The following is a 12,647-nucleotide window of genomic DNA, read 5'->3' as shown; positions in this document are numbered from 1 at the left end:
AAATATCTTGAAGCCCATCGCAATCGGGGAATTGTCGCGGCAGGCAGCCGTGAAGGTGCCGACCATCCGATTCTACGAGGAGCGCGGACTCCTGCCGCGCGCGTCCCGAACGGAAGGCAACCGGCGGACCTACGGCGCGGCCGACGTCCGCAGGCTTCGGTTCATTCGGCACGCGCGTGAACTCGGATTTGAGATCGAGGACATCCGCGCGCTGCTCGATCTCGCCGAGCAGCCGGAACGCCCGTGCGGGGAGGTAGACGCAATCGCCCGCCGGCATCTCGCTGACATCGACGACCGGATTGCGCGGCTCACCGGGTTGAGGGTGGAGGTCCAGGCGATGCTGGATCAATGCTCGCGGGGCAGTGTCCGGGAATGCCGCATCGTCGAGGTGCTGGCCGATCACGGTGAATGCCTGCACGAGGTTCACTGATGCCTACGGCCACGCGGAATTGGATTTTATGCGCTCACCACGTTCGAAACCCCTTGCTCCTCCAGTCGCTAGAGGAATTAGGCGTGCCGCATATGTCGGACGCCCCGCCGAGGGCATGAAGCCGAGCGGATTTCCCAATGACCGGACACGCAGATCGCTCCGTCCGTGCCCTCCGTGACGGAGGTGGACACGAACACGGCCATTCCGGCAATGCTCAGGCATCCTTCGGTTTCGGAAGGGCCTTCGCCGTCGGCATCGGTCTGAACGTCGCCTTCGTGATCGTCGAGGCGGTCTACGGGTTCTTGAGCAATTCCCTCGCCCTCGTCGCCGACGCAGGCCACAACCTCTCGGACGTACTCGGGCTCGCCGTCGCCTGGGCCGCGGCCATTCTCGGGAAACGGGCGCCTAAGCCGCGCTACACCTACGGCATGAAGAGCTCCTCGATCCTGGCCGCCTTGTTCAACGCGGTCATCCTCCTCGTCGCCATGGGCGCCATCGCCTGGGAGGCCGTCCGGCGCTTCGGTGAGCCCGCACCGGTGGCCGGGACCACCGTGATGGTGGTCGCGGGCATCGGCATCCTGATCAACGGCATCAGCGCTTGGCTGTTCGCATCGGGGCGCGAAGGCGACCTCAACGTGAAGGGGGCCTTTCTGCACATGGCCGCCGATGCCGCCGTCTCGGCGGGCGTCGTCGTCGCCGGCCTGCTTATCGCCCTGACGGGTTGGCGTTGGCTCGATCCGGTGACCAGCCTACTCATCGCCGCGGCGGTCGTATGGAGCACTTGGGGACTCCTGCGCGACAGCGTGCGGATGTCGCTCGCCGCCGTGCCCCCCGGCATCGACCCTGACGCCGTGCGCGCGCATCTGCGGGGCTTGGAGGACGTCACGGCCGTCCACGACTATCACGTCTGGCCGATGAGCACGACCGAGGTCGCCCTGACGAGCCATCTCGTAAGGCCGGACGGCACGGACGACGCTTTCCTTATACGAGCCGCACGCGAATTGAGGGGCCGCTTCGGGATCGTCCACGTCACGTTGCAGGTCGAGACGAGCGAGACGACCGCCTGCGCCCTGGCCCCGGACGGCGTGGTCTGAACCTGCGATGCAAGCCTGGCTCTATACCCTCATCCCGGCAGCCGCCGCCGTCCTCGGCGCCGCGGTCGCCGTCAACATGCGGCCGGGACCCGTCTTGGTCAGCGCCATCCAGCACTTCGCCGCAGGCGTCGTATTCGCCGCGGCGGCGGGCGAGATCCTGCCTGACCTCAAGCATGCCGGATCGCCTTGGGCCACCCTGGTCGGCGGCGGCGTCGGTGTTGCCGCCATGCTCGCGGTCCGCACTCTGGAGCGTCGGGTGAAAGGACCAGTCGGTCTACTGACCGTCACCGGAATTGATATCTTGGTGGACGGGCTCGTCCTCGGCATCGCCTTCGCAGCGGGCGCCAAGGCCGGTTTCCTGCTTACGGTCGCCCTGACCATCGAGGTGCTGTTCCTCGGCCTGACCGTCGCGAACGAACTCGGCGAGGGCGGAACCTCGAAAGCCAGGGTGGTCGGCTTGACCGCCGCCCTCGTCGTCCTGCTGCCGCTCGGTGCGCTGCTCGGCGGCCCGGTCGCCACGCTGCCCGCGGCCATCCGCGGCGGCTTTCTCGCCTTCGGCCTGATTGCGCTCCTCTACCTCGTGACGGAGGAACTTTTGGTCGAGGCACACGAAACGGAGGACCGTCCATGGGTGACCGCGATGTTCTTCGCAGGCTTCCTGCTATTGCTCTTGCTCGATGAGCTTGTCGGTTGATGGCGCACGTGCCGGCCGCGTTTGATGCGTCATCACGAAAGGCTTTCGGGTCGATGACATCAGCTCTTCAGTAGCGCGAGCGTCTTTCCTTTCAGGTCGTCAAAGGTCGCGATAGTGCGCAGATTGGCCTCGTACGCTCGCATCGCAGAGCGAAGTTCGGACATCTCGACCGTAGGGCGGACATTGGGAAGCTTGAGGTTGCCGCCAGCATCGGCGGCGGGGTGTCCAGGACTATGAACCGTCGGGAATTCGGTCTTGTCGCGTACGATACGGATGGCCGGTGCCTCTTCGGTGTTGCCCGTGATCGGCTCGAACACTGCAATCTTGCGCCTATAGGGTTCGCCGTCTGGGGCGGACGCCGTGGAACGCGCGTTGGCAATATTCTCGACCGACACGCGCATGCGACCCTGATGTATGCGTAGGGCGGCAGACGCCAAGCTTGGCCCGGAAATGTCGTCCTTCATCGCCGCCAGCCTCCCTCTTGCCGGCATCCTGTCCCGGCGTGCACAAATTTGTTAATCAAATCTAATGAGTTAGAGTTAAAAAAAGGTTAATTCACGCCTCATGGTGTTAGAGTAATCCGAGCGCCGGCCCGTCCGAATTCAGGAGTATTCGGCGATGTCTTCGAACCACCGTTCAGCTCTTTTCCGGGAAATCGGGCGAACGAGCATCGGATCGCTCCATTCGCACCTCCGCGACAGCCGGATCCATAGGCCGATTTGTACTCACCCGGCATCGACCGCTTCTGACTTCAAAATTTTGATATCCTCGTAAATTACATTTAATTATGTATAGAGCATACTATCAAATCAAATTGGTCGTATTTTTGGTCGAGCAGTCGTATCGACAATATAAAATATGCAAAATTTATACAAGTGACTTCATTGACGTTCGTGGCCCACTCGATGAGAGTCCCCTGATGCGTTATCTGAATCTGACGGAGACTTTGTTCGCAATGGACCCCGCGGCGATGGATGAAACGGTGGCTGATGGAACGCGATGACAGGCCGGGAGCGGGCTGCGCACAGGAGCACATCCTCCTGATCGAAGACGACGACGGCATGCGGGTGTTGGTCACGCGACTCCTGAGGGAGAGCGGCTACCGCGTCACCGGTTGCCGCAGCGGCGCCGAGATGTGGTCGCTTCTGCCCGGGAAGTCGGTCGATCTCGTCTTGCTCGACGTGATGCTGCCCGGCGCCTCCGGCTTCGATCTGCTGCGGGCGCTGCGCAGCAAGGGCACCGTGCCGGTCATCATGCTCTCCGCCCGCAACGAGGAGGCGGACCGGGTACTCGGACTCGAACTCGGAGCCGACGACTACGTCGCCAAGCCGTTCGGCCGGCCGGAACTCCTTGCCCGCATCCGCGCGGTGCTGCGTCGGACCACCATCGCGCCGGCCGCCACCGCGGCGGAGAGGGCACAGGTTCTGACCTTCGCCGGCTGGCGGCTCGATTTGCGCAGCCGGCAGCTGACCGATCCCGGGGGGGCTGCCGTAGACCTCTCGGGGGCCGAGCACGACCTACTCATGGTGTTCCTAGAGCATCCCGGGCGCGTGCTCGGCCGCGAGCAGATCCTGGAGATGAGCCGCGGACGGCTCGCCGCCCCGTCCGACCGTAGCGTGGACACCCTGGTCAGCCGCCTGAGGCGCAAGCTCGAACCGCCCGAGGGCACGCTCCCCGTGATCAAGACGGTTCGCGGCTCCGGCTACATGATGGCCGCCAAGGTCGAGCGGGCGTGAAACAACTGGTCGATCTTGCCCGCAGCCTGGAGGGGCGCACCGTCGCCGTGCTGTTGCTGGCGGTACTCGTGGTCCACGGGGGCGCGTTGTTGCTGTACCGTCAGTCGGCGTCGGCCGCGGCCGACGAGGCGTTCGCGAACGAAGTGGCGCGACAGCTCGTCTTGGCGCGGGAAGCGGTACTGCGGCGACCGCCGGGGGAGCGCGGCATCGAGGCAAAAGCCCTCTCGTCGGGTCATTTCGAGATAGGCTGGGAGCGGGGGGAATCCGCCGAGACGGGCAAGACAGACCCCGCCTTGCGCGATCTGCGCGAACGCGTCCTGGAGATCGAGCCCGTGCTCGGCCCAGGTCTGGCGCTCGCCCTGGCGGCGCCGGACGAGCCGCTGCACCAACAGGACCTGCGCGGCGCCTTCCCGCTGCCGGACGGCAGTTTCCTGACCTTCCGGTCCGCCCATTCGCCTCACCTGGTCCACCTTGCACCCTGGGCGTACCTCGCCACCGCGATGGCGATCCTGGTCGGCGTCGCCGCCGTCGTGCTGGTGCACCGGATCGCCGGCCCGCTCAGGGAACTTACGCACGCCACCGTCCGGATCGGGCACGGTACGGTCGTGTCCGTGCCTGAGGTCGGACCGGACGAGACGCGCGGGATCGGTCGGGCGCTGAACGCGATGCAAGGGCGCATCCACCGCCTCGTCGCGGAACGGACGCAGGCTTTGGCGGCGGTCTCGCACGATCTGCGCACGCCGATCGCCCGGCTCCGTCTTCGCCTGGACAAGGTCGATGACCTTGCGGACCGCCGTGCCATGGCTGCCGACCTCGACGACATGCAGGCCATGATCGACGCGACGCTGTCGTACCTGCGTGGCGAAGCCGACCCGGAAGCACGGCAGGTCGTCAACGTGGCGAGCGTGCTGATGAGCGTCGCCGACGCCTCCGCGGACGTGGGCCGCGAGGTGGGCTACGACGGCCCCGGCCGGGCGCTGGCGTCGGTACGTCCCGTTGCCTTCCGCCGCGCGGTCGAGAACCTTGTCGACAACGGTGTGCGCTACGGGATCCGGGTCCGGGTCGGCATCGAGATCGAAGAGGCGACCCTGGTGGTGCGCATCGACGACGACGGCCCCGGCATCGCGCCGGAGGACGTCGCCCGGGCCTTCCAGCCCTTCACCAGGCTGGAGGGGTCGCGTAACCGCAACACGGGCGGGACGGGGCTCGGACTGACCATCGCCCGGCGCGCGGTCGAGGCGGACGGCGGCACGCTCGTCCTGTCGAACCGGCCAGAGGGCAGCCTGCGGGCCGAGATCCGCCTGCCGAGGGCGAAGGGACGCGATTGAGACGCGGCCTACCGGGCGGTCGCCGGTGCGTCGGGGTGCGCGTCCGGCTGCGCCGACCGCTCGTTCGAGACATAGCCGCTCCCAGGCAGTGCCACCGTGAGGATGATGCCTGCGACAGCCAGCGACGCGGACAGGGCCGCCGGAACGAGGAAGGCATCGGGACCAAGGGCCTTCTGGATGAAGCCGCCGGCGACCGCGCCAAGCGTCAGGCCCGCCCAAAGCGGTGCCTGGAGCCAGAACGACGGCGCGGGCTTGTGCAGGACCATGTTCGCCAAACCGGTCCCGAAACGTACGACGGTTCCGGTGACGTAGGTCAGGGCGAGGCTCCGCCCGGCCTCATCCTGCAGCGTCGCATTCAGCATGCCGAGGGCAAGGACGACGGGATAGGCATGAAGAGGAAACGCATCGGAAGCTTCCGGCAGGAGGTTGCCGATGGACAGCAGGACGGCCTGCGCGCCGAGCAGGACCGAAAGACGCCACCGCCCAGCCCAAGCCGCAACAAGGGTGCCGGCGAACGCACCGAAGCAGAACAGCGCGATGGTGCTGCCGAACCTGGTGACGCCCGACCAATCGAAGGAACTGGCCGCGACGCCGAACCGGGTCGTGTTCCCACTCATGAACGACATGAACAGTTGAGAGTGTTCCAGGAAGCCTATCGAGTCGGCCGAACCCGCCAGGAATGCCAGCGCGACGGCCAGGGGCACGCGGGTCTCGGGTCTCGACGGGAAAGATCTGTCCACTTGGCCACCTGTCGCTGCCGCGTCGGATCTCGCCGGGGTCGCGTTCGACCCGGCGTCCGGTCCTGCGGGGAGCCGGTAGGGATACGTCGACCCCATGGCCGAGGCTTTGCTCGACCTTGACGAAGTGTGTCGGCACGCGCGCCTGACACACTTCGTCACGAACGCGGCGAACGGCAGTCAAACGGGTCGGCTATCTCCACTCCTCAAGCGGCCGATGTGGCCGATGGAAGGGATACAGATCGATGAAGCGTACGCTTGCCGCCGTTCTCACCGCCGCGATGCTGGCCGGAGCGGCCACGCCCGCCCTCGCGGTCGACGGGCACGGCAACGCCTCCAATCCGGAGCGCAGCGTCCCGAACTCGGGCGACGTCTCCGGCGGACCCGCCCACCGTGACGATCCGCGGGTGCGGGAGGCGCAGGAGAAAGGCCCGGACGGCAAGCCCGCGCACCGCGAAGGCGACGGCCACGCGCACGGGCACAGCCAGGATAAGCCCGGCAAGAAGTAAGCTTCCCACGAGGTGACACGATGAGCGGGAGACGCGCGATGCGATTGCTGCCCCTGCTCGTCGTCTTCGCGCTCCTGGCAACGGGCCTCGGCTACGCGCTCGCGGCGTCCCCTTGCCCGGACGACTTTTCACGGTGCGATACAGCCCCCTCACGCATCGTGGAAACGCCCGCCTCGACGCAAGTCGGGGCGGGCGTCCGCCTTGGTTCGGTCGACCGAAACGTTCAGTCGTCGAACTCGCGGTGATCGTGGCGCTCAAAGCCGTGGCGGTTCTCGTCCCGGTCGTCGTGATGATGGCGACGAACCTCCACGTGGTCGTGGTCGCCGTGATGGTGGCGGCGCACCTCCTCATGATGGTGGGGAGGTGGTCCGTAGCCGTAATGTTGGGCCGACGCGGTCATGGGGACCGATGCGAGGGCAGCGGTCGTCAGGGTGATCAAGCGACGTTTCATGGACGAAAATTCCTTGCTGGTCGCACAAGGCTCTGCCGACGGCTTTGAACGGGGCGTGAAGCGACCATTCAGTATCCTCCGACCAGGGAAGCCTTCACCACAACGGGCGACCGCAGCTTGCGACACAGCCTCGGAATCGCAGATAAGGACGGTGATGACTTCGGCGCGGCGCCATATGAGCTTCGGAGCGATGACGGGGTGGTGGGCAACCGCCGCCCTCGCGCTCGTCCTGGCGCTGGCCATCGCGATGCCCGGCGCCGGTCTCATGGACGACCTTGTCTCTCACCAGGGCCGTCAAGGCCATGACAGGAGCGAACTCTCGCTCGTCCCGCATACGGTGTCTGGCCTGGATCATGCCTCCGACCCCGGGTCAGCCGACCACGTCCATTGCGGTTGCCACGTCGCCTTGAGCACGACCGTCGCCGGCGATGCCCCGCTCCCCGACGGAACGCGCCCCTCCTACGCCAGATTGTCCGAGAGGATGCCCTCGGTCTCTCCCGACCGCCTGCCAAGGCCGCCGCGCGCCTGAGGTGACGCCGCGAAGGCGGCGCGTCACGAACCCGGGTCCGACCGACCCGAGCCGTCTCCTCACGTCACCGACCGCGATTGTCCGGCATGTCCGTCATCGGCTTCCGGCACGCCCGAGCAGGCATCATGCGCATCATCCTGACCGCCCTCATCCTGGCCGTCGGCGTCCTCGTGGGCGCTGCGGTTCCCGCCGTCTCCGGCTTCGTCCAGGGGCTGTTGATATCGGCTGGCCTGCCGCCGACCGTCTTCAACCTCGCCAGCGGCCCCACCGCCGCGAATTCCGCCGAGGCTTCCCCCGGCGAGGCGGGCCACGCCGCGGGCGACGGACACGGTCACGGTCACGGCAAGCCGGCCAGTAAGCCCGGGGCCGAGCAGACCCAAGGCGAGCATGACCACTCCGAGGCCGAAGGCGAGGAAGGTCATGTCAAAATGACCGCCGAGCAGATCGAGAACCAGGACATCAAGGTGGCCAAAGCCGAGGGCGCCATGCTGTCTCGCCATATCCTGGTGCCCGGTACGATCACGCCCGACACCGACCGGATCGCGCGGGTCCCTGCCCGGGTCGTCGGCACCGTCGCCGAGATGCGCAAGCGCCTGGGCGACGCCGTCAAGAAGGACGAGGTCGTTGCCGTCCTGGATAGCCGCGAGGTCGCGGACTCCAAGAGCGAGTACCTCACCGCCTCGGTGAAGGCCGACCTGGAGAAGACCAATTTCGAACGGCAGCAGGCGCTCTGGGACAAGCGGATCTCGGCCGAGAGCGCCTTCTTGAATGCCAAGGCGGTCTATTCCGAGGCGACGCTGCGCCAGGATCTGGCGCGGCAGAAGCTGTCGGCGCTGGGGCTCGACGCGACGGCGGTGGCCAAGCTGGCCAAGCGCGACGAGACCACCCCGAACCTGTCGAGCCTGCGCCAGTACGAACTGCGCTCGCCGATGTCGGGGCGCATCGTCGAGCGAAAGGTCGACGTCGGCACCGCGGTGGGCAAGGAAGGCGACCCTTCCGACCTCTACACCGTCGCCGACCTCTCAACGGTGTGGATCGAACTTGCCGTTCCGACCTCGGAACTCGCCAAGGTCAAGGAAGGCGCGTCCGTCACGGTCGCGCCGGGCCAGGAGGGCGGCGTGCAGCACGAGAAGGGCAAGGTCGTCTTCGTCAGTCCTTTCCTCACCGCCGACACGCGTGCCGCCAAGGTCATCGTCGCCCTGCCGAACAAGGACATGGCCTGGCGTCCGGGCACCTACGTCACCGCCGAGGTCGAGATCTCGCGGGATGCCGTTCCGGTGAGCGTGCCCAAGGCGGCCCTCCAGACCGTCGAGGGCAAGCGCGTCGTCTTCGTCCGCACAGACGAGGGCTTCGAGAAGCGCGAGGTCGAACTCGGGCGCTCCGACGACGACGCCTACGAGGTCGCCTCGGGTCTCAAGCCCGGCGAGGCCATCGCCGTCGGCAACACCTTCCTCCTCAAGGCCGAGCTCGGAAAGAGCGAAGCCGACCACGCGCATTGAGGGGACGGGCCATGATTTCGAAGATCCTCGACTTCTCCGTCCACCAGCGCTGGCTCGTGCTGCTGCTGTCGCTGCTGGCGGCCGGATTCGGTGGCTATGCCGTGACCAAGCTGCCCATCGACGCCGTCCCGGACATCACCAACAACCAGGTCCAGATCAACACGACCGCGCCCTCGCTCTCGCCCGTCGACATCGAGAAGCAGGTCACCTACCCGGTCGAGACCGCGCTCGCGGGCATCAAGGGGCTGGAATACACCCGCTCGCTCTCGCGCAACGGCTTCTCGCAGGTCACCGCCGTCTTCGCGGAGAAGCTCGACATCTACTTCGCGCGCCAGCAGGTCGCCGAACGCCTCTCGCAGGTGAAGCAGGACCTGCCGCCCGGCGCCGAGCCCGCCATGGGCCCGATCTCGACCGGCCTGGGCGAGATCTACATGTGGTCGATCCACTACGCCAAGCCGGGCGAGCGCCAGGTCTCGGCCGCGGGTAAGCCCGGTTGGCAGCCGGACGGCAGCTACCTGACGCCGGAAGGTCAGAGCCTCAGGACGGAACTGGAGCAGACCGCCTACCTGCGCACGGTCCAGGACTGGATCATCCGCCCACAGATCAAGACGGTCCCGGGGGTCGCCGGCATCGACGGCATCGGCGGCTTCGAGAAGCAGTACCACGTCCAGCCGGACCCAACGAAGCTCGCCGCCCGCGACCTGTCCTTCGGTGACGTCGCCCGCGCCCTGGAGACGAACAACGCCAACCAGGGCGCCCGCTACCTGGAGGACAACGGCGAGGGCTACGTCGTTCGCGCCGCCGGGCGCCTGGAGAGCATGGACGAGATCGGCGACGTGGTCGTCGCCACCCGTGCCGGCGTCCCGGTGCGCATCCGGGACATCGCCGAGGTCCGCATCGGAAAGGACTTGCGCACCGGCTCCGGCAGCGAGAACGGCCAGGAGGTCGTGATCGGCACGGCCCTGATGTTGATCGGAGACAACAGCCGTAAGGTCGCCGCCGCGGTCGACGCACGCATGGAGCAGATCCGCAAGTCGCTGCCGCCGGGGGTCGAGGTGCAGACCGTCCTCGACCGTACCCGCCTCGTCGAAGCCACCATCAAGACCGTGGCCAAGAACCTGTCCGAGGGCGCCGCCCTCGTCATCGTCATCCTGTTCCTGCTGCTCGGCAACATCCGCGCGGCCATCATCACGGCGCTCGTCATCCCGGTCGCCATGCTGATGACCATGACCGGGATGGTCGAGGCGAAGATCTCGGCCAACCTGATGAGCCTCGGCGCGCTCGACTTCGGCCTGATCGTCGACGGGGCGGTCATCATCACCGAGAACGCCCTGCGGCACCTCGCCGAGAAGCAGCACGAACTCGGGCGGAGCCTCGACACCGAGGAGCGCCTGCAGACGGTGCGGGCCTCGGCCGAGGAGATGATCAAGCCCTCCCTCTACGGGCAGGCCATCATCATCCTGGTCTACGTCCCGCTCCTGACCTTCACCGGGGTGGAGGGCAAGATGTTCGAGCCGATGGCGCTGACAGTCATCATCGCGCTCGTGGCCGCCTTCGTCCTCTCGCTGACTTTCGTGCCCGCCCTGATTTCCATCGTCATCACCGGCAAGGTCACCGAGGAAGACAACTTCATCATCCGTGCGTTCAAGGCAGCCTACCGCCCGGTGCTGGCCGCTGCGGTCCGCGCGCCCGTCGCCTTCGTCGTCGGAGCGCTCCTGCTCCTCGTCGGTGCGGGAATCCTCTCCACACGCCTGGGCACCGAGTTCATCCCGCAGCTCGACGAGAAAAGCATCGCGCTCAACGCCACACGCATCCCCTCGACCTCGCTGACCCAGTCCCAAGCGATGCAGCTGAAGGTCGAGCAGGCCGTGTCAAAATTCCCGCAGGTTGCCTACGTCTTCTCGAAAACCGGCACGGCGGAGGTCGCATCGGACCCGATGCCGCCGAACTCGTCGGACACTTTCGTCATCCTGAAGCCTCAGGAGGAATGGCCCGACCCGAGCCTGTCCAAGGCGGACCTGCAGGAGCAGATCGAGAAGGCGGTCGGCGAACTCGCCGGCAACGTCTACGAGTTCTCCCAGCCGATCCAGCTGCGTTTCAACGAGCTCTTGGCCGGCACCCGCGGCGACCTCGCCGTGAAGGTGTTCGGCGAGGAGTTCGAGCCGATGCTCAAGGCGGCCAATCAGGTCGCCCAGGTGCTGCGCGGCATCACCGGGGCCGAGGACGTCAAGGTCGAGCAGACCGCCGGCCTGCCGTTCCTGGAAATCAAGATCAACAAGGCCGAGGCCGCCCGCTACGGGCTCAGCGTCGGCGCCATCCAGGAGGTCATCGGCGCGGCCATCGGCGGCAAGGATGCCGGCGTGGTGTTCGAGGGCGACCGGCGCTTCCCCATCGTCGTGCGCCTGAACGACAAGGTGCGCGAGGACCGCGAGGCATTGGAGAACATCCCGGTGCCGCTTCCTCCGGGGCTGAACGGACGGGCGAGTTCGGTCCTGCTCAAGCAGGTGGCGTCGTTCTCGGTGACCGAGGGGCCGAACCAGATCTCGCGCGAGAACGGCAAGCGTCGGGTCGTGGTGACGGCCAACGTGCGCGGCCGCGACATCGGCTCGCTGGTGGCGGAGGCGCAAGGAAAGGTCGCCGCACAGGTCCAGCTTCCGTCCGGTTACTACGTCACCTGGGGTGGCCAGTTCGAGAACCTCGCCTCCGCCAAGCAACGTCTCATGATCGTGGTGCCGGTCTGCTTCTTCCTCATCTTCCTGCTGCTCTACTCGGCGCTGGGCTCGCCCCGGGACGCCCTGCTGGTGTTCAGCGCGGTGCCCCTGGCCCTGACCGGCGGCATCGCGGCGCTGTGGCTGCGGGGCATGCCCATCTCGGTGCCGGCGGCGGTCGGGTTCATCGCGCTCTCGGGCGTGGCGGTGCTGAACGGCCTCGTGATGCTGACCTTCATCAAGCAACTCGTCGCCGAGGGACGGCCCAAGCGCGAGGCCATCCTCGAAGGCGCCATGATCCGGCTGCGGCCGGTGGCGATGACGGCGCTCGTCGCCTCGCTCGGCTTCGTGCCGATGGCCATCGCCACGGAAACCGGCGCCGAGATCCAGCGGCCGCTCGCGACCGTGGTCATCGGTGGCCTGATCAGCGCCACCTTGCTGACCTTGGTCGTCCTGCCGGCCCTGTACGCGCGCTTCGGCAGGGTCGAGACCACGGCAGCGGCTGAGCGCCCGGCGCCGTCGGTTCCTCGCCAACTCAAGGCGGCGGAGTAGCCCCGATGGGAAGGGTCCGGTCGGGCATGCTCGTGTGGTTCGGCTTGACCATGGCCGTTCAGGCCGAGCCGACCAAGATCGTCGGCATCGGTGCCGCCTCCTGTGCCCGGTTCGGCGCGGATGCCGCGGCGCAGCCAGCCATGGAGCGCGACTACTTCGCCTGGGCGCAGGGGTTCATGAGCGGCGCGCTGATCCGGGCGCCGGACGGGGTCGACGAGGGCTTGGACCTCGCGCCGCCCTCCATGCCCTTGGCCGCCCAGGCGGACTTCCTACGCACGTTCTGCGCGGCCAATCCGGCCACCGATTACTCGGACGCGGTTCGTGCCCTCTACCACCGACTGCGTGGACCCGCGTCCTAGGAACCGGGTCCGACGGGAGAC

12 protein-coding genes are annotated in these 12,647 nt (G+C 67.0%); 9 read left to right on the top strand and 3 right to left on the bottom strand.

Annotated features, from left to right (window positions below; genetic code table 11):
- Nucleotides 1-7: 7 nt before the first annotated feature.
- The 3 genes from MMB17_RS08590 to MMB17_RS08580 all read left to right on the top strand — a co-directional run bounded on the left by MMB17_RS08590 (nucleotide 8) and on the right by MMB17_RS08580 (nucleotide 2,218).
- The gene (locus MMB17_RS08590) at nucleotides 8-430 is read left to right on the top strand and encodes a MerR family transcriptional regulator (protein WP_003596825.1); all 423 of its coding nucleotides are present in this window, start codon (nucleotides 8-10) and stop codon (nucleotides 428-430) included.
- A 137-nt stretch (nucleotides 431-567) separates the two neighbouring features.
- Nucleotides 568-1,524: a cation diffusion facilitator family transporter gene (locus MMB17_RS08585; protein ID WP_003596826.1), complete on the top strand. Its 957-nt coding sequence runs from the start codon at nucleotides 568-570 to the stop codon at nucleotides 1,522-1,524.
- 7 nt (nucleotides 1,525-1,531) lie between these two features.
- Nucleotides 1,532-2,218 carry a ZIP family metal transporter gene (locus MMB17_RS08580; protein ID WP_003596827.1) on the top strand — a complete coding sequence of 229 codons (687 nt, stop codon included), beginning with the start codon at nucleotides 1,532-1,534 and terminating at the stop codon, nucleotides 2,216-2,218.
- A 59-nt stretch (nucleotides 2,219-2,277) separates the two neighbouring features.
- On the opposite strand, the gene MMB17_RS08575 is transcribed toward MMB17_RS08580, so the two are convergent.
- Nucleotides 2,278-2,682, bottom strand: coding sequence for a flagellar basal body rod C-terminal domain-containing protein (locus tag MMB17_RS08575; RefSeq protein WP_003596828.1), 405 nt, complete (start codon nucleotides 2,680-2,682; stop codon nucleotides 2,278-2,280).
- 525 nt (nucleotides 2,683-3,207) lie between these two features.
- Between MMB17_RS08575 and MMB17_RS08570 the strand changes: the two genes are divergently transcribed.
- Both MMB17_RS08570 and MMB17_RS08565 read left to right on the top strand, forming a co-directional pair.
- Nucleotides 3,208-3,954, top strand: a complete 747-nt coding sequence (locus tag MMB17_RS08570; RefSeq protein WP_017484348.1) for a response regulator transcription factor — start codon at nucleotides 3,208-3,210, stop codon at nucleotides 3,952-3,954.
- Nucleotides 3,951-5,282 carry an ATP-binding protein gene (locus MMB17_RS08565; protein ID WP_003596830.1) on the top strand — a complete coding sequence of 444 codons (1,332 nt, stop codon included), beginning with the start codon at nucleotides 3,951-3,953 and terminating at the stop codon, nucleotides 5,280-5,282. Before MMB17_RS08570 ends, MMB17_RS08565 begins: the two co-directional genes overlap by 4 nt.
- 8 nt (nucleotides 5,283-5,290) lie before the next feature.
- Here MMB17_RS08565 and MMB17_RS08560 read toward each other — a convergent pair whose 3' ends face one another.
- Nucleotides 5,291-5,986 (bottom strand): YoaK family protein, encoded by a 696-nt coding sequence (locus MMB17_RS08560; protein WP_012455875.1) that lies wholly within the window; start codon nucleotides 5,984-5,986, stop codon nucleotides 5,291-5,293.
- Between the two features lie 278 nt (nucleotides 5,987-6,264).
- Between MMB17_RS08560 and MMB17_RS08555 the strand changes: the two genes are divergently transcribed.
- Nucleotides 6,265-6,528, top strand: coding sequence for a hypothetical protein (locus tag MMB17_RS08555; protein ID WP_003596834.1), 264 nt, complete (start codon nucleotides 6,265-6,267; stop codon nucleotides 6,526-6,528).
- Between the two features lie 223 nt (nucleotides 6,529-6,751).
- Here MMB17_RS08555 and MMB17_RS08550 read toward each other — a convergent pair whose 3' ends face one another.
- On the bottom strand, nucleotides 6,752-6,979 hold the full coding sequence (locus MMB17_RS08550; protein ID WP_003596837.1) for a hypothetical protein: 228 nt from the start codon (nucleotides 6,977-6,979) through the stop codon (nucleotides 6,752-6,754).
- 654 nt (nucleotides 6,980-7,633) lie between these two features.
- Between MMB17_RS08550 and MMB17_RS08545 the strand changes: the two genes are divergently transcribed.
- Genes MMB17_RS08545 through MMB17_RS08535 form a run of 3 tightly spaced genes read left to right on the top strand, consistent with a single transcriptional unit; the run spans nucleotide 7,634 to nucleotide 12,626 of the window.
- Nucleotides 7,634-9,007: an efflux RND transporter periplasmic adaptor subunit gene (locus tag MMB17_RS08545; RefSeq protein ID WP_003596839.1), complete on the top strand. Its 1,374-nt coding sequence runs from the start codon at nucleotides 7,634-7,636 to the stop codon at nucleotides 9,005-9,007.
- Between the two features lie 11 nt (nucleotides 9,008-9,018).
- On the top strand, nucleotides 9,019-12,267 hold the full coding sequence (locus tag MMB17_RS08540) for an efflux RND transporter permease subunit (RefSeq protein WP_003596840.1): 3,249 nt from the start codon (nucleotides 9,019-9,021) through the stop codon (nucleotides 12,265-12,267).
- Between the two features lie 26 nt (nucleotides 12,268-12,293).
- A complete protein-coding gene (locus tag MMB17_RS08535) occupies nucleotides 12,294-12,626 on the top strand; it encodes a hypothetical protein (RefSeq protein ID WP_017484344.1) in 333 nt (110 codons plus the stop codon).
- Nucleotides 12,627-12,647: the final 21 nt, after the last annotated feature.

Origin of the sequence: Methylobacterium organophilum (assembly GCF_022533465.1) — a bacterium.
Classification (GTDB): domain Bacteria; phylum Pseudomonadota; class Alphaproteobacteria; order Rhizobiales; family Beijerinckiaceae; genus Methylobacterium; species Methylobacterium organophilum.
Note: the sequence above shows the minus strand (reverse complement) of the source record. Positions and strands in the feature narration are given on the sequence as shown.

Excerpts from the sequence above, each read along its gene's own strand:
- MMB17_RS08585 (WP_003596826.1), top strand. The coding sequence starts at position 568 with ATGACCGGACACGCAGATCGCTCCGTCCGTGCCCTCCGTGACGGAGGT.
- MMB17_RS08580 (WP_003596827.1), top strand. The coding sequence starts at position 1,532 with ATGCAAGCCTGGCTCTATACCCTCATCCCGGCAGCCGCCGCCGTCCTC.
- MMB17_RS08575 (WP_003596828.1), bottom strand. The coding sequence starts at position 2,682 with ATGAAGGACGACATTTCCGGGCCAAGCTTGGCGTCTGCCGCCCTACGC.
- MMB17_RS08570 (WP_017484348.1), top strand. The coding sequence starts at position 3,208 with ATGGAACGCGATGACAGGCCGGGAGCGGGCTGCGCACAGGAGCACATC.
- MMB17_RS08555 (WP_003596834.1), top strand. The coding sequence starts at position 6,265 with ATGAAGCGTACGCTTGCCGCCGTTCTCACCGCCGCGATGCTGGCCGGA.
- MMB17_RS08550 (WP_003596837.1), bottom strand. The coding sequence starts at position 6,979 with ATGAAACGTCGCTTGATCACCCTGACGACCGCTGCCCTCGCATCGGTC.
- MMB17_RS08545 (WP_003596839.1), top strand. The coding sequence starts at position 7,634 with ATGCGCATCATCCTGACCGCCCTCATCCTGGCCGTCGGCGTCCTCGTG.
- MMB17_RS08540 (WP_003596840.1), top strand. The coding sequence starts at position 9,019 with ATGATTTCGAAGATCCTCGACTTCTCCGTCCACCAGCGCTGGCTCGTG.
- MMB17_RS08535 (WP_017484344.1), top strand. The coding sequence starts at position 12,294 with ATGCTCGTGTGGTTCGGCTTGACCATGGCCGTTCAGGCCGAGCCGACC.